Source organism: Chitinophaga solisilvae (genome assembly GCF_009928525.1).
Lineage (GTDB): Bacteria > Bacteroidota > Bacteroidia > Chitinophagales > Chitinophagaceae > Chitinophaga > Chitinophaga solisilvae.
In genome coordinates, this window is record NZ_JAABOK010000021.1 from 24,590 (window position 1) to 40,420 (window position 15,831).

Consider the following 15,831-nt stretch of genomic DNA (forward strand, 5'->3'; position numbering starts at 1 on the left):
ACCCTGAAACTTTTAACGGGATGCATAAAAGCAGAATACCCGTCAGCAGTTTGCCGGCTAACGACATAATTTAATGTATGACTTTGTTATCTGGGATTCCTGCTGAAGTAATGCCGGTTACTTCAGTTTATATTGTCTGTCGCCCGCTTTTTCCCATTGTGCATTTAATGTCATGGCCAGTGCATTGATGACATCATCGATGTTTTCGCCATTGAAATTAGTGCTGACGGTAAGTTTCAGCAGGGAGGTATCTTCTACCACCACCTTTACATCATATACTTCGGTAATGGTGTGCAGTACTTCTTCCAGTGGGGTATCATGGAAGGCCAGTGCCCTGCGGTCTGCGTCCTTCACGTGAGCGGCTACACGAAAAGCAGGATGGTAATTATCCTGTTGCAGCAGCATATTTTCAGTAAGCACTACGCTGTCCGCCTTTTCATGATCGATCACCATCACTTTACCACTTGCTACATGTACAGCCAGGGTGGATTTTCCTGGTTCATAACGCACCGTAAACCGGGTGCCCAATACTTTTATAACTGTGTGTCCGGCCGTTACCACAAAAGGGTAAGCGGCATTGCCGGCAACATCGAAAGTAGCGGAACCGGACAGGGTTACTTTTCTGTTCTTTTCATTAAACCCGTTTGCGACCTCCAGCCGGGCGTTGCCCAGCAGCGTAATGCTGCTGCCATCGGCCAGCGTGGTGGTCAGCGGGCCTGCGAAGGTGTCAGCGGACTTCTTACTGCCCAGCATCCACCAGCCTGCGCCCAGCAATATTAAAACAACTGCGGCAATTTTCAAGAGGGTATAGATCACTCCGCTTCGTTTCGGCATCAAAGTCTCTTCCACCGGGGCTTTTCCTTCCTGAGAAATTTTCCGGTCCTCCGGCCTTAATTCCATCTTATCATACAATTGCTGCCAGGACCTGCTGGTATCTGCAGCCGTTACGGCCGACGGGGCCGCTGCGGTGGTCAGCACTTTCTGCAGGGAAGCCAACAGCGCCCGGTTATCCCCGGCGTCCTGCAGCCACTCGTCTACCCATGCACGCTCTTCCGCATCTGCTTCGTCGAGCAGATACTTGCAGAGCAAGGTATACAGTGCCTCATCAGGAAAAGTTGGTGTCATGCAGTTGTATGTTTTTTTAATATTCCCGCTCTCAGGCGGATTCCCCTTAATTAGACGCATGGAAAAGACCCCTTCCCCTATGCGTCCTTAAATAATTATTAAAATAAAAAACCAGTGAGCAAAGGCAGGTATTCCTTCAGCTCCTGGTGCAAAATTTTGAGCGCCTTACCCATATGATTTTCCACCGTTTTCACGGAGATATTCAGGGTAGCAGCTATCTCTGCATATTTCAGCTGCTGCTGCCGGCTCAGCACAAATACCTCCCGGCAACGCTCCGGCAACATATCCAGCGCTCTCAGGTAAAGCCTTTCCAGCTCCCTTACTTCGTCGGATGCACCGATAGCCACATCCTTGATATTACTGTACTGGGTTTCTCTATCAGACCTGACATTATCCTTACGCCACTGACTGATGGCAGTATTACGTATCGCTGAGAATAGGTATGCCTTTACAGGGCCGGTTATAGTGATACTATCCCGCTTTTCCCATAACCGCAGAAAAACCTGCTGCACGACCTCCTCTGCCGCATGGGAATCACCCATGTAGTGTGTGGCAAAGGCAATGCATTGAGCATGATTTTCCCGGAATAATTCTTCAAATGATTGGAGGTCCAACATGATGAAACACAAATATAGATGTAATCATTTGAGATTTTGTCATTTGAGATTTTGTTTCTGTTAAAAATCTTCGCCCGGACTTTCATAATAAATTATCAATCAGCTACAAAACCTCGGAGGATAAATATCATATGATAGCTGCCCCCACCGCCCGTTCTCCTGATTTTTTCCTTTACAAAAGCCTCCCTGCGGTATATTCCCACCCGTTGTACAACACCAGATCTCAAATATCATCATCTCAAATGATAAAATCCTTCCCTATCTTTGATCCCGCAATGTACAACCTGATCAAAAAACTACTTTTCCGCTTTCCGCCGGAGAACATCCACCACAGCGTAATGCGTGGTATCAAGACAATCTACGCACTGCCCCTGGGCAAAAATATTTTAAAGGCCTTCTGCGGCGTAAAAACACCCGGACTGGAACGCGAACTGTTCGGCCTGCGCTTTTCCAACCCGGTAGGACTGGCCGCCGGATTTGACAAAGACGCCAGATACATTGATGAACTGTCATGCCTCGGCTTCGGCTTTGTGGAAATAGGTACTGTCACCCCACTGGCCCAACCCGGCAACGATCAGCCACGGCTTTTCAGGCTGCCGGAAGACAAAGCCCTCATCAACAGGATGGGCTTCAACAACGAAGGCGCCATCGCCGCTGCCAAGCGACTGCAACATAAAAAATCAAACATCATCGTAGGCGGCAACATCGGCAAAAACAAGAATACACCTAACGAAGAAGCTGTCAGCGACTACGAAAAATGTTTTCACGCCCTGTATGAGGTGGCTGATTATTTTGTTGTAAATGTCAGCTCTCCCAATACCCCCAATCTGAGGGCATTACAGGAGAAAGAACCACTGAAGCAACTCCTGCATCACCTGCAGCTGCTCAACACACAAAAGCTGAAACCAAAACCTATTCTCCTGAAAATTGCGCCGGACCTCACTACCGAGCAACTCGACGATATCATTGAAATTGTGCAGGAAACAAAACTGGCCGGCATTGTGGCAACCAATACCACCATCAGCCGCGAAGATCTGAACACGCCGGCGGCAGAAGTGGCCTCCATCGGAGCAGGCGGACTAAGCGGCCTTCCGGTGAAACAGAAATCCACCGAAGTGATCCGGTATATCCACCAACATAGCAAGGGCAGCATTCCCATTATCGCTGCAGGTGGTATCTTTACAGCTGCCGACGCCCAGGAAAAACTGGATGCCGGCGCATCGCTGGTACAGGTATACACCGGTTTCATCTATGAAGGCCCGACCATTGTGAAAAAGATCTGTGCCGGTTTGCGTAAATAACATCGCATCAATTGAATCACAACCTATATGGAACAATTTCTCACTGCTGAGTCACTTATCAGCCTGCTGACGCTGGTGCTCATGGAAGTAGTGCTTGGCATCGACAATGTCATCTTCGTTTCTATTGTTATGAACCGCCTGCCGGAAGAGAAACGCCCGGCCGCACGCCGTATCTGGATGTTTACAGGTATGGCCGTTCGTATCATCCTGCTGCTGTGTATCGGGTACATCGTGAAAGCGGTACATCCCCTCTTCCACATCGGCAGCCATGGCTTCAGCCTGCGCGACCTCATCATGCTGGGCGGCGGCCTTTTCCTGCTCATCAAAACCACCCTCGAAATCCACCACAAACTGGAAGGAGAGGAAGAGCAGATCAACATCAAAAATGGTAACAAACCCGCTGCATCCATGCTGAATGTAGTAGGCCAGATCATCCTGATCGATACCATCTTCTCCTTCGATAGCATCATCACTGCCGTGGGCCTCGCCAAACAGGTACCTGTGATGATCATTGCCGTAGTTATCGCCATGATCGTCATGTTCCTCTTTGCTCCCAGAATCAGTGACTTTATCCATAAACACCCGACCCTTAAAATGCTGGCATTATCCTTCCTCGTTATGGTAGGCGCCATCCTCATCATAGAAGGCTGGGATGCTGATAAAGCACATGACCTCCACCTGAAAAATTATGTATACTTCGCTATGGCCTTCTCCTTCGGCGTAGAAATGCTGAATATGAGAGTGAGAAAGGGGAGTAAGCCGGTGGAGCTGAAAGAACCGAAATTGTAGGTTCATGCTGATTGAAGAACCTTCAATTTAATTACGAATTACAAATTGCGAATTACGAATGAGGAGCGAAGACATAAGCGAAGAAACAAATTCTTTATCCGCTTATGTCTTCGCTCCTCATTCGTAATTCGCAATTTGTAATTCGTAATTCTTAATTCATAGTTTTCTTTGTTTTGCGTTCATCAGCGTCACCGCCACTAACCCCGCTGTTTCTGTACGCAGGCGCGTGTTCCCCAGCGTTACCGGCTCGAAACCCTTTGCCAGGGCCTGTTGTATTTCTTCAGGAGTAAAGTCTCCTTCAGGCCCTATCAGGATGAGCGTATCTTTTCCTGGCTGCATATGTTGGTGCAGTTCCTGCTTCTGTTCAGGGAGGCAGTGGGCGATCAGCTTTTGCGGATCGTTACTGTTAACCACCTTTTCAAAAGGCTGCGGCTCCTGCAGGTCGGGCAGATAGAATTGTTTTGACTGCAGCATGGCAGCCACCAGAATGTTCTGCAATCTTTCTGCTTTTATTTTTTCTTTTTCTGTACGCTGACTGACCAACGGGATGATGGTCTGAATACCTATTTCCGTTGCTTTTTCCAGGAACCACTCTATACGGGAGGCATTCTTGGTAAACGAAATGGCTATACGTAATGCCGGCGAAGGCGCAGGCATCTGTTCACGCTGCCGGATGCTTACGCTGCAGCGTTTACGGTTATCATCAGTGATGACAGCCGTAAACCTATGGCCGCGGCCATCTGCCAGCAGCACGCTGTCGCCTTTCTCATGGCGGAGTACCTGAATGCAGTACTTGGAAGTATCCTCATTCATGGTGTAGGCGGCAGCATCGGGCTGTATATCAGGCGCGTAAAATAAAGACTGTTCCATGGGCGCAAAGGTAAAAGGTTTTGCAGATTATGCCTCTTCTACCAGCTTTTTCGTTTTAATGTGGAAACGGATAAACAGCTGTACGGATGCTGCCAGCAGTCCCAGTAACAATGCCCACCAAACGCCCTGTACACCGAATCCCAGGCGGATGCCCAATAGATAACCCAGCGGGATACCAATTCCCCAGTAGGCAATCAGGGTAATGACAGTAGGCACCTTCACATCGCCCAGGCCGCGCAGGATACCAAGACCCACTACCTGCGTACCGTCGAACAACTGGAAGAAGGCCGCAATAATCAGCAGGCCGGAAGCGATGTGTATCACCTGCGGATCGTTGATATACATGGCAGGCAGCAGGAAACGGCCGAATGTGAATAACAGCGCCGCGCCGCCCATCAACACCAGCACCATATGGTAACTCGCGATAGCAGATAAACGCAGAGAGGTATAATCCTTCTTACCGAAATTATTACCGCTCTTGATACCCGCCGCCGCCGATACACCGCTGGCCATCATGTAGGTCATGGCAGCCAGACTGAGTGCTATCTGATGCGCCGCCAGTTCGGCAGCCCCCATCCAGCCCACCATTACAGCTGCGCCGCTGAATGCACTGATCTCAAAAATGTACTGCAGCGCCACCGGCGTGCCTATACCCAGGATCTTTTTAACAGAAGACATCTTCAGGTTACTGAACCCGAAGGTCTGCAGGTATGGCTTGAAACGCGGTGCACGCAATACATAGAACGCCATGGTAATACCCATGATAAGCCTGTCCGTGAAAGTGGCGATACCCACCCCCACCACGCCCATACGCGGAAAGCCAAACAGCCCGTATACCAGCGTAATACCAATAATGATATTGATGGCGTTACCGATAATACTGATATTCATCGCCTGGCGCGTGAAGCCCAGCCCTTCCGCAAACTGTTTGAAGGACAGAAACAACATCAGCGGAATGAAGGAAAAGCCAAGGTAGCGCAGGAAAGGCTTTGCCTGTGCAGCTACATCCGCTTCCTGCCTTAACAGGGTAAGATGACTGCTGCCGAAATAGATCACGGCCGATAACAGGAAACCTACCACCATATTCACAATCAGACTATGGCTCAACAGATGGCCGATGGCAGTTTTATTGCCACGGCCGTTTTCCTGTGCAATCAGCGGAGTCAGGCCATAGGACATGCCTATGCCGGTCACCATAAAAACGGAGAACAGGCCATTACCTAATGAAACAGCCGCCAGCGGCACTTTCCCGGTATGGCCAATGATAATACTGTCGGATAATGCTACCAACGTGTGTCCCAGCTGGGAAATAATCACAGGATAGGCCAGGTGGAAATTGTCTTTGTAATATCCCCTGTATTTTAAATAAAGCTGTTTCATCTTTTAATCTTCTGTCGGTTTACGGGTTAAATGTATGATAAACAAAAAGGCCGGTCATCTTACGATGCCGGCCTTTTACTGCAATATCTTATGCATTAAAACGGAGCATCTTCAAAGCCTTCATCGAAGTTCATGTCATTCATCTTGGATCCTTTCTGTATGTACAGTTTCGCTTCATCATTACCACCGCCTCCATGTTGCTGACGCATACCTGCGAAAGGACTGCCACCACCGGGGTTTTCCAGGCTGCCATCATCTTCAAATCGCTGGAATTCCAGTACAGCTCTGAGTTTGATGGTATCCAGCTGACCGTTACGGTGCTTGGCTATACGCACGTGGGTTTCTCCTTTGTTGGATTCGCCCATTTCGTTGGTGTTGATCTCATAATATTCAGGACGGTACAGGAACATTACCATGTCCGCATCCTGTTCAATGGCTCCGGATTCACGGAGGTCACTCAGCTGCGGCATCTTGTTACCGTCTTTTCGTTTTTCCACATCACGGCTCAGCTGGGACAGTGCTATTACCGGCACCTGCAACTCTTTTGCGAGCCCCTTGAGATCACGGGAGATCTTACTGATCTCCTGTTCGCGGTTGGAGCCTTTACCATCGCCGCTGCCACTCATCAGCTGAAGGTAGTCGATAATGATAACGCCTACACCGTGGTTATGCACCAGTCTCCGGCATTTTGCACGCAGCTCAAAGATGTTGAGCGCCGGCGTATCGTCAATGAAGATGGGCGCTTTCGCCAGGCGTTCGATACCGTGGGTCATCAGCTTCTTCATCTCATATTCTTCCAGCTTACCACGGGAAATCTTTTCCAGCTTTATTTCTGACTCGGCCGAGAGGATACGTTGTACAATCTGGCCGGAGGACATCTCCAGAGAGAATACCGCTGCGCCTTTCGGGAAACGTGGATGGAGCGCCGCATTACGCGCCAGGTTCAGGGCGAAGGCGGTCTTACCCACAGACGGACGGGCAGCGATGATGATAAGATCGGTTGACTGCCAGCCATAGGTCACCTTATCGAGTGACGGGAAGCCGGAAGGCACCCCGGTTATATCATCCCCCTTGTTACGCAGATCCTCGATACGCTTCATGGTATTTACCAGGACACGGTCGATGGAATCGTAGTTTTTACGCAGGTGATTATTGGTTATTTCAAACAGCTTTGATTCGGCACTGTCCAGCAGGTCGAATACATCGGCGGTATCCTCATAGGATTCCGTCAGGATTTCCCCGGAAATACGTATCAGCTCACGCTGAATGAATTTCTGCAGGATGATACGGGCGTGCGCTTCAATATTGGCGGAAGACACCACCGCATTGGTGAGCTTCATCACGCTGTAAGGACCGCCTATTGCTTCGAGCGATCCCATGGATCTGAGTTCTTCAGTGACGGTAAGAATATCTACCGGCATGGATTTGGCCGCCAGTCTTGTCATGGCGGAAAATATCAGCTGGTGTGCCTCTACATAAAAGCACTCTCCTTTTAATATCTCAATAACGACATCAAAAGCACCCTTCTCCAGCATGACGGCTCCCAAAACGGCTTCTTCCAACTCTTTAGCCTGTGGGGGTATCTTACCATACACCAAAGATGACACCTCAATGGCCGGTTTTCTGCGAACATTGCGGTCTTTCTTGAGATTGAGATCCATTTATGGTTAGTGTATTAAAAAAAGTTAATAAAAGGTTACTGTCAATGGGCCTTTCCAGAAGTTTTACAATTATTTTGTTTGCATTATTTCCCGCATTCAGAAGCAATTCCTGCTTTAAGAAATTGTAAATTTTTTCGAGCCGTACAAACTAAGGTAAAGGCATTTTTTTAATTAACCTTTTTTATTTGACGACTAAATTTATTAAGTCTAACGCACACGTTTTCCACCAGCAAAATGTCAGTTATCCACTGACTATATTATGGTTATCCACGTTTACACCAGAAATCCCCATGCAAAGGTCCGATTATTCACACACATTGTGCAAAAAAGATTTTCACATCAGGTAAACAACGGAAAACATCCGCACCAGCCACCGAAAAAATAAATATAGCCGCCACCGTTAGCCGCCGCCTGCCGCTATGTCACCATTACCGGCCGCGCTGTCAGGAAAAATCATCTATCTTCGCAAACATTAAAAAACATCCTCACATATCCTCCCCGCATCTCCCCGCCAAAATACCCACCCATCTTCCCACCTATCTCCGCTCATCCTTCGTAATTCGCAATTCGTAATTCGTAATTCTTTAACTTTACGGTTCTTTATTAAAAAGAGCAGACAAATGACGATTTCATACAACTGGCTTTGTGAATACTTACCGGTAAAGCCTATCCCGGAGGAACTGTCCACCATTTTGACAAGAATAGGTCTGGAGGTGGAAAGCCTCGAAAAATTTGAAGCTGTAAAGGGCAGTCTGGCCGGATTGGTAATCGGAGAAGTACTGACAACTGAAAAGCATCCCAATGCAGATAAGCTGACGCTCACCACGGTAAATACCGGCAACGGCGAACCGCTGCGTATCGTTTGCGGCGCGCCCAATGTGGCGGCAGGCCAGAAAGTAGTAGTAGCCCCTATCGGCACTACCATCTATCCGGTAAACGGAGAACCGCTGACGATGAAAAAAGCGAAAATCCGGGGAGAAGAAAGCCAGGGAATGATCTGTGCGGAAGATGAAATCGGGCTGGGCAGCAGTCACGCCGGCATTATGGTACTGGATGCCTCCCTGCAGCCGGGTACTCCTGCCAGCGAAATATTCAAACCTGCGCAGGACTGGATATACGAAATCGGGCTGACCCCCAACCGTATGGATGCCATGAGCCATATCGGCGTGGCAAAAGATGTTTGCGCCTTCCTGAACAACCTGGAACACACCCATAAATACCAGGTGCAGCTGCCGGCTATCAAGGCGCTGCCACAGGCAGCCACACCGTTGCCCATCAGCGTTACCGTCGAAAATACAGATGCCTGTCCGCGGTACAGCGGCATCAGCATCACCGGCGTAAAGGTGGGCCCGTCGCCGGACTGGCTGAAGAATCACCTGCAGGCTATCGGCGTACGTTCCATCAGCAACATTGTGGATATCACCAACTTCATCCTGCATGAAACCGGGCAACCCCTGCATGCATTTGATGCAGATGCCATTAAAGGCAACGCGGTAGTGGTGAAAAACCTGCCACAGGGCACGCCGTTCGTGACCCTCGATGAAAAAGAAAGAAAACTGGATGCCACCGACCTGATGATCTGCAACGGCGCAGGCGAAGGGATGAGCATTGCCGGCGTTTTCGGCGGGCTCCACTCCGGGGTGAGCGATACGACGCAACATATTTTCCTGGAAAGCGCCCTGTTCAACGCCGGCGTTATCCGTACCACGTCCTTCAGGCATGGCCTGCGTACAGACGCGGCCACCCGCTTCGAAAAAGGCGTGGATATCTCCAATACGCTGTTTGCACTGGAACGCGCCGCCTCTCTCATCTGTGAACTGGCCGGCGGCCAGGCTGCTTCCGCTATCGTGGATATATATCCGGAGCCTAAGCACAAAACACAGGTGGAAACCACCTACGCCTATATACGTAAACTCAGCGGCAGCAACTATCCCGCTGATAAAATCAAAAATATCCTCCGCAGCCTGGGCTTTGAAGTACTCAGCGAAACGGCAGAAAGCCTGAAAGTAGCGGTGCCCTTCAGCAAACCGGATATCAGTCTGCCGGCCGACCTGGTGGAAGAAGTAATGCGGATAGACGGTCTCGATAACATCGAAATCCCTACACATGTTACCATTTCCCCGGCACTCTCCGTTCAGCCTGACGGAGAACGGGTGCGCGAGAAAATCGCAGACTACCTCGCCGGCAACGGCTTTCATGAAATTTTCACCAACTCCATTACCAACAGTAAATACTTTACGCCTGAAGTACTGGAGCATACGGTAAAAATGATGAACAACCTCACCGTGGAACTGGATGTGATGCGCCCCTCCATGCTGGAAACCGGCCTGGAAAGCATTTCATATAACCTGAACCGTAAAAACGAAGACCTGTTCTTCTTTGAATTCGGTAAAACCTACTCCGTGCTGGAAAAAGGCTATGGCGAAACCAATCACCTGGTGCTGTACCTGACCGGCCGGAAAACAACAGAAACCTGGATGCATAAAAGCAGTCCGGTTGACTTCTACGAACTGAAGAGCTATGTGCAGAACATCCTGAACCAGCTGGGTTACAGCAACCTGCAGTGGGTGGAAAGCACCGCGGCAGACCTGCAGCCGGCCTGGGAAATAAAGGTTAAAAACCAGGCAGTAGTTACCCTGGGCGGTGTTTCCCAGCAGAAACTGAAACAGTTCGATATCAGACAGCCCGTATGGTATGCCACTTTTAACTGGGATAAAATACTGGGACTCTTGCAAAAAAGTGATAACTTTTATAAGGAAATACCCCGCTTCCCGGCAGTACGCAGGGATCTCGCGCTGGTACTCGACAAACAGGTGAAGTTCGCCGCAGTTGAATCGGCTGCCCGTGCAGTTAAATCGCAGCTGCTCCGGGACATCAACCTGTTCGATGTATTCGAAAGCGAGAAGCTGGGTGCAAACAAGAAATCATACGCTGTCAGCTTTACCTTCCTGGATACCCAGAAAACCCTTACCGATAAGGAGATTGATGGTGTTATGGACAAGCTGGTAAAAACGTTTGAGACACAGTTACAGGCGGAAATAAGAAAATAATTACGAATTACAAATTGCGAATTACGAATGAAAGCGAAGATTTACGCGCATAATCATAATAATGCTATATTCGCTTAAATCTCCGCTCAACATTCGTAATTCGTAATTCGCAATTCGTAATTCAAAGCATATTATGGTTTTAGAGCAGTATATTCAACGCGTAGAAGAGAAACTGTTACAGCTGGTAAAAAAATTCCAGCAGTTACAGGCGGAGAATGTATTGCTTAAAGAAGAAATCAATACCCAGCAACAGGCGCTGCAACAGCAGCAGACGGCAATACAATCGCTGGAAGACAAGCTGCAGCTGGCCAGGATTGCAGCTACTGCCCAGGGAGGAAGTGCCATAGCAGAAGATGACGCAGCCTTCAGAAAAGAGATCCGCGGGAAAATCAATGATTATATCAAAGAGATAGACCGCTGCATCGCACTGCTGAACGACTGATAAAATAGCTACTAAAATTATGGAGCAGCTCATTCCCATTAATATAGTTGTATCAGACCGCTCTTACCGGATCAAGATCAGACCGGAAGAAGAAGAAGAGGTACGCCGTATTATGAAAGAAGTTAATGAGAAAATCGTCGATTTTAAAACATCCTACGCCGGCAAAGACCAGCAGGATTATATAGCTATGGCCCTCATCATGTATGCCACCCATCCCGGTACCAGCGGAGGAAAGGCCCAGGCAATCACGGCGCCGTTTCTCCAGGAAAAACTGGAAAAGCTGGAAGAAATCATCAACCAGGCATTGGGCTAACCACGTTATCCCCTGCTAAACAATGACTTAGCTAATTCGCTAATTATCACGTATTAAACACGCTTTACTGCTATTTTTTTGTATTTTCGCGGGTCAGTTCTCGCCCCTGTTGCCTTTTAGCAGCGACCTGGGTATGAGAATACTATATAAATCAAGTATAAATAATTCATATGGATGTTACACTTTATACGACAATAGCTGCGGTAGTGGCATTGGTCATTGGGATAGTGCTGGGAAAGGTGATATTTGCCAAAAACACGCAGCAAAAAATTGACGAAGCTGATCAACAGGCTAAAAAAATCATCGCAGACGCACAGGTAAGTGCAGAAAACCTCAAAAAGGACAGGTTACTCGAAGCCAAAGAAAAATATCTGCAATTGAAAAGTGAGCACGAAAAGGAAGTGCTCCAGCGCAATCAGAAAATAGTTGAGTCTGAAAACCGTATCAAGCAGAAAGAGCAGGGACTGAATCAGAAGAACGAACAGCTCCAGAAACAGATCAATGAGAACGATGCGATCAAGGAAACCCTGAACCGCCAGATGGAACTGGTAACCATCAAGCGTACCGAACTGGAAAAGCATCAGGAAGAGCATATCCGCCGCCTTGAAAAAGTTGCCGGCCTGACTGCTGAAGAAGCCAAACACCAGCTGGTAGAGAGCCTGAAAGAAGAAGCCCGCTCACAGGCGCTGTCTCATATTCAGGAAATTATTGAAGACGCCAAGTTAAAGGCTAACAAGGAAGCCAAGAAAATCATTATACAGTCTATCCAGCGTACCGCTGCAGAACAGACCATCGAAAACACCATCACCGTTTTCACCCTGGAAAGCGATGAAATCAAAGGGCAGATCATCGGCCGTGAAGGACGTAATATCCGCGCCATAGAAGCTGCTACCGGCGTTGACCTCATTGTTGACGATACCCCTGAAGCTATCGTATTATCTTCCTTCGATCCGTTACGCCGTGAAATTGCGCGTCTCTCCCTGCAACGTCTCGTTCAGGATGGCCGTATCCACCCTGCCCGTATCGAGGAAGTAGTAGAAAAAACCAAGAAACAACTGGAAGAACAGGTAATGGACATCGGTGAAAGAACCGTGATTGAACTGGGTATCCATGGCCTCCATAAAGAACTGGTACGTCTCGTAGGTAAAATGCGTTTCCGCTCTTCCTACGGTCAGAACCTGCTCATGCACTCCAAAGAAACCGCTAACCTCTGCGCGGTAATGGCTGCTGAACTCGGCCTCAACCCTAAACTGGCCAAACGCGCCGGCTTACTGCACGATATTGGTAAAGTACCTGACGAAGAAACTGAACTGAGCCACGCCCTCCTGGGCGCCAAACTGGCTGAAAAATACGGCGAACATGCTGCTGTAGTGAACGCTATCGGCGCTCACCACGATGAAATGGAAATGCAATATGTAATTTCCCCGATCGTACAGGCCTGCGACGCCATCAGCGGCGCCCGTCCCGGCGCACGCCGCGAAATCATGCAGAGCTATCTGCAACGTATCAAAGACCTCGAAAACCTGGCCCTCTCCCACGAAGGTGTGGAAAAAGCATACGCTATCCAGGCCGGCAGAGAACTGCGTATCATCGTGGAAAGTGATAAGGTTTCCGATAACGATGCAGACCGCCTCTCCTTCGAGATCGCTAATAAGATACAGACTGAAATGCAATACCCTGGCCAGATTAAAGTAACCGTTATCCGCGAAAAAAGAGCGGTAAACATCGCCAGATAAGTATTATTTGAAGATTTGGTTATTTGAGATTTGATTATTTAGTAAGCCTGTTGGTTTCGTTTAAATAATTAAATCTGAAAATCTCAAATAAAAAAATATCTTGGAAGTCCTCCGTGTATAACGGAGGACTTTTTTTATTGGCGGAATTATCCGAAAATTCGATCCATCTATATGAAACAGTCTATCTTAAAATTTGTATTGGGCGCCGCTGTAGTACTGAGCGCCGGCAGCGCAGCTGCCCAGAAGGGAAAATCATTGTTCAACGGAAAAAACCTGGACGGCTGGAAAATATACGGTACCGAAAAATGGTATGTGGAGAAAGGAGAGCTGATCTGTGAAAGTGGTCCGGATAAAGAATACGGCTATCTCGGCACCGATGGCAAATACAAGAATTTTGAACTGACCCTCCAATTCAAGCAGGAAGCGGACGGTAACAGCGGCGTATTCTTCCACTCTTCACTGGAAGGTACCAAAATTACCGGCTGGCAGGCTGAAGTAGCACCTCCCGGCATGCATACCGGCGGTATCTACGAATCTTACGGCCGCGGATGGCTCATTCAGCCCGATAAAGAAAAGGAAAAATACCTGAAGATGGGCGAATGGAATACCATGAAAATACGTGTGGTCAACGACGTAGTCACCACCTGGCTCAACGGACAGGAAATGATTACCCTCAAAGATGCCAAAATCGGCGGCGCCGATGGCCAGATTGCCTTACAGATTCACTCTGGTGGCGGCATTAAAGTGAAATGGAAAAATATTAAAGTCACCACTTTATAAAATTTTCTGATTTTCGATTTACTGATTTACGAATTTAAAATGCAGCGAAGATTTTAGCGGAAATGATGTACGCTAAAATCTTCGCTGCATTTTAAATTCGTAAATCAGTAAATCGAAATCTATATATCTACATGTTGTACACCGATAAAGTCATCCTCATCACCGGCGCCAGCTCCGGCATAGGCAGGGAACTGGCCCTGCTGCTCGCAAAAGAGAAAGCCAGGCTGATACTGGCAGCCCGTAAACTACCCGCGCTGGAGGCGGTGCAGCAGGAATGCCTGCAGCTTACTCCCCACTGCGCAGTACTGGTAATGGATATTACAGATGAAGGAGCCGTAACAGCAGGCGCAGCAAAGGCCCTGACATTTTTCGGCAAGATAGATGTACTTGTAAACAATGCCGGCGTTACCCAGCGCTCCAAACTGATAGATACGCCCGTATCTGCTGTACGTCAGCTGATGGACGTGAATTTCTTCGGACCTGTCATGCTGACCAAAGCCCTGCTGCCACATTTCCGCGAACAACAGCAGGGGCAGATCATTGTTATCAGCAGTATGGCCGGACTGATGGGCTATCCCTGGCGCTCAGGCTACAATGCTGCCAAACACGCATTGCAGGGTTATTTCGAAACATTACAAACAGAACAGCCCATTCCGGCGTTATACACCACTATTGTTTGTCCGGGCCGTATACAGACACCCATTACCTATTCCGCTATCACCGCCACCGGAGAGCCATTCGGGAAAATGGACCCGGGGCAGGCGCAGGGCATTCCGGCAGATGTTTGCGCCAGACGCATATTACGCGGCATGCGCCGCAAACGTAAACAGATACTGATTGCCAGGGCAGAAAGACTGCTCCTGTGGTTTAAAAGATTTTTTCCCCCCTTGTTTTATGTGATTGCCCGCAAAGGGAATTAATTTGCAGCCAAATTCAACATCGTATGGACTTGCTACTGCAACAGATATCAGCTGCCGCGGATTATCTCCGGGCCCTTTCCTTTGAACAGCCCCGCGTGGGCGTGGTGCTGGGCACCGGACTGGGAGAGCTGATCGGTCATATTAAAATATCTCACAGCATCCCTTATCATCAGATACCACATTTCCCGGAATCTACCGTAGAATCACATAAAGGCCAGCTGATACTGGGGCATATCGGCGATACGCCTGTAATAGCCATGCAGGGCCGCTTTCATTACTATGAAGGCTATACCATGCAGCAGATCACTTTCCCGATACGGGTAATGAAAGCCCTGGGTATTACGCAGCTATTGCTGAGCAATGCCGCCGGCGGTATGAATACGGCCTTTAAAAAGGGAGATCTGGTATTGCTGGACGATCATATCAACATGCAGCCGGAAAACCCGCTGCGCGGCCTCAATTCACCGGTATTCGGACCACGTTTTCCGGATATGAGCCGCCCTTATGATCCTGCGCTGGGCGCCCGGCTGCAGGCCGCTGCTGCCAGCCATGACGCAGAGATGAAAACCGGTGTATATGTATCCGTTATGGGCCCTAACCTGGAAACAAGGGCGGAATACCGCTTTCTTCGCATGATAGGGGCAGACCTGGTAGGTATGAGCACCGTTCCGGAGGTAATTGTGGCTAATCAGCTGCAACTCCCCTGTGCAGCAGTTTCCGTGGTAACAGACGAATGTGATCCGGATAATTTACACCCCGTTTCCATAGAAGAAATTATTGCGGTGGCGGGTATGGCAGATAAGAAACTGAGCAGTGTGTTTGCCACTGTCATCAAAGGGTTATAAAT

The 15,831-nt window shown here is 48.7% G+C and carries 14 protein-coding genes; 9 read left to right on the plus strand and 5 right to left on the minus strand.

Going from position 1 to position 15,831, the window contains the following annotated elements; all coding sequences use genetic code 11:
• Positions 1-117 precede the first annotated feature (117 nt).
• Together GWG06_RS27760 and GWG06_RS27765 are read right to left on the minus strand one after the other, a co-directional pair.
• Positions 118-1,125: a FecR family protein gene (locus GWG06_RS27760; protein ID WP_158631439.1), complete on the minus strand. Its 1,008-nt coding sequence runs from the start codon at positions 1,123-1,125 to the stop codon at positions 118-120.
• A 98-nt stretch (positions 1,126-1,223) separates the two neighbouring features.
• Positions 1,224-1,742, minus strand: a complete 519-nt coding sequence (locus GWG06_RS27765) for an RNA polymerase sigma-70 factor (protein WP_127037744.1) — start codon at positions 1,740-1,742, stop codon at positions 1,224-1,226.
• A 242-nt stretch (positions 1,743-1,984) separates the two neighbouring features.
• Here GWG06_RS27765 and GWG06_RS27770 point away from each other — a divergent pair, with 242 nt between their 5' ends.
• Positions 1,985-3,043 (plus strand): quinone-dependent dihydroorotate dehydrogenase, encoded by a 1,059-nt coding sequence (locus tag GWG06_RS27770; protein ID WP_235938574.1) that lies wholly within the window; start codon positions 1,985-1,987, stop codon positions 3,041-3,043.
• Positions 3,044-3,070: 27 nt separating this feature from the next.
• Positions 3,071-3,832, plus strand: coding sequence for a TerC family protein (locus tag GWG06_RS27775; RefSeq protein WP_127037746.1), 762 nt, complete (start codon positions 3,071-3,073; stop codon positions 3,830-3,832).
• 156 nt (positions 3,833-3,988) lie between these two features.
• Here the strand turns inward: GWG06_RS27775 and GWG06_RS27780 are convergent, their stop codons facing one another.
• From GWG06_RS27780 to dnaB, 3 genes are all read right to left on the minus strand, one after another.
• Positions 3,989-4,702, minus strand: coding sequence for an RsmE family RNA methyltransferase (locus GWG06_RS27780; protein ID WP_160717658.1), 714 nt, complete (start codon positions 4,700-4,702; stop codon positions 3,989-3,991).
• A gap of 27 nt (positions 4,703-4,729) precedes the next feature.
• On the minus strand, positions 4,730-6,082 hold the full coding sequence (locus GWG06_RS27785) for an MATE family efflux transporter (RefSeq protein WP_127037749.1): 1,353 nt from the start codon (positions 6,080-6,082) through the stop codon (positions 4,730-4,732).
• 95 nt (positions 6,083-6,177) lie between these two features.
• A complete protein-coding gene (gene dnaB / locus GWG06_RS27790; RefSeq protein ID WP_127037751.1) occupies positions 6,178-7,743 on the minus strand; it encodes a replicative DNA helicase in 1,566 nt (521 codons plus the stop codon).
• 620 nt (positions 7,744-8,363) lie between these two features.
• On the opposite strand from dnaB, the gene pheT reads away from it, so the two are divergent.
• The 7 genes from pheT (at position 8,364) to GWG06_RS27825 (ending at position 15,829) form a co-directional block, all read left to right on the plus strand.
• Positions 8,364-10,793, plus strand: coding sequence for a phenylalanine--tRNA ligase subunit beta (gene pheT, locus GWG06_RS27795; protein WP_160717660.1), 2,430 nt, complete (start codon positions 8,364-8,366; stop codon positions 10,791-10,793).
• 133 nt (positions 10,794-10,926) lie between these two features.
• Complete coding sequence (locus GWG06_RS27800; RefSeq protein ID WP_127037755.1) at positions 10,927-11,235, plus strand: hypothetical protein; 309 nt, start codon at positions 10,927-10,929, stop codon at positions 11,233-11,235.
• 19 nt (positions 11,236-11,254) lie between these two features.
• Positions 11,255-11,548: a cell division protein ZapA gene (locus GWG06_RS27805; RefSeq protein ID WP_127037757.1), complete on the plus strand. Its 294-nt coding sequence runs from the start codon at positions 11,255-11,257 to the stop codon at positions 11,546-11,548.
• A gap of 170 nt (positions 11,549-11,718) precedes the next feature.
• Positions 11,719-13,284: a ribonuclease Y gene (gene rny, locus GWG06_RS27810; RefSeq protein ID WP_127037759.1), complete on the plus strand. Its 1,566-nt coding sequence runs from the start codon at positions 11,719-11,721 to the stop codon at positions 13,282-13,284.
• A 171-nt stretch (positions 13,285-13,455) separates the two neighbouring features.
• Entirely contained in the window at positions 13,456-14,064 is a 609-nt protein-coding gene (locus GWG06_RS27815) for a 3-keto-disaccharide hydrolase (RefSeq protein WP_127037761.1), read from the plus strand.
• Between the two features lie 131 nt (positions 14,065-14,195).
• A complete protein-coding gene (locus tag GWG06_RS27820) occupies positions 14,196-14,984 on the plus strand; it encodes an SDR family oxidoreductase (protein ID WP_127037763.1) in 789 nt (262 codons plus the stop codon).
• Positions 14,985-15,007: 23 nt separating this feature from the next.
• Complete coding sequence (locus tag GWG06_RS27825) at positions 15,008-15,829, plus strand: purine-nucleoside phosphorylase (protein ID WP_127037764.1); 822 nt, start codon at positions 15,008-15,010, stop codon at positions 15,827-15,829.
• The last annotated feature ends 2 nt before the right edge of the window (positions 15,830-15,831 follow it).

Coding starts and splice junctions, on each gene's coding strand:
- GWG06_RS27775 (WP_127037746.1), top strand. CDS start 3,071: ATGGAACAATTTCTCACTGCTGAGTCACTTATCAGCCTGCTGACGCTG.
- GWG06_RS27785 (WP_127037749.1), bottom strand. CDS start 6,082: ATGAAACAGCTTTATTTAAAATACAGGGGATATTACAAAGACAATTTC.
- GWG06_RS27770 (WP_235938574.1), top strand. CDS start 1,985: ATGATAAAATCCTTCCCTATCTTTGATCCCGCAATGTACAACCTGATC.
- GWG06_RS27815 (WP_127037761.1), top strand. CDS start 13,456: ATGAAACAGTCTATCTTAAAATTTGTATTGGGCGCCGCTGTAGTACTG.
- GWG06_RS27780 (WP_160717658.1), bottom strand. CDS start 4,702: ATGGAACAGTCTTTATTTTACGCGCCTGATATACAGCCCGATGCTGCC.
- GWG06_RS27800 (WP_127037755.1), top strand. CDS start 10,927: ATGGTTTTAGAGCAGTATATTCAACGCGTAGAAGAGAAACTGTTACAG.
- GWG06_RS27760 (WP_158631439.1), bottom strand. CDS start 1,125: ATGACACCAACTTTTCCTGATGAGGCACTGTATACCTTGCTCTGCAAG.
- GWG06_RS27765 (WP_127037744.1), bottom strand. CDS start 1,742: ATGTTGGACCTCCAATCATTTGAAGAATTATTCCGGGAAAATCATGCT.
- rny (WP_127037759.1), top strand. CDS start 11,719: ATGGATGTTACACTTTATACGACAATAGCTGCGGTAGTGGCATTGGTC.
- GWG06_RS27820 (WP_127037763.1), top strand. CDS start 14,196: ATGTTGTACACCGATAAAGTCATCCTCATCACCGGCGCCAGCTCCGGC.
- GWG06_RS27825 (WP_127037764.1), top strand. CDS start 15,008: ATGGACTTGCTACTGCAACAGATATCAGCTGCCGCGGATTATCTCCGG.
- pheT (WP_160717660.1), top strand. CDS start 8,364: ATGACGATTTCATACAACTGGCTTTGTGAATACTTACCGGTAAAGCCT.
- dnaB (WP_127037751.1), bottom strand. CDS start 7,743: ATGGATCTCAATCTCAAGAAAGACCGCAATGTTCGCAGAAAACCGGCC.
- GWG06_RS27805 (WP_127037757.1), top strand. CDS start 11,255: ATGGAGCAGCTCATTCCCATTAATATAGTTGTATCAGACCGCTCTTAC.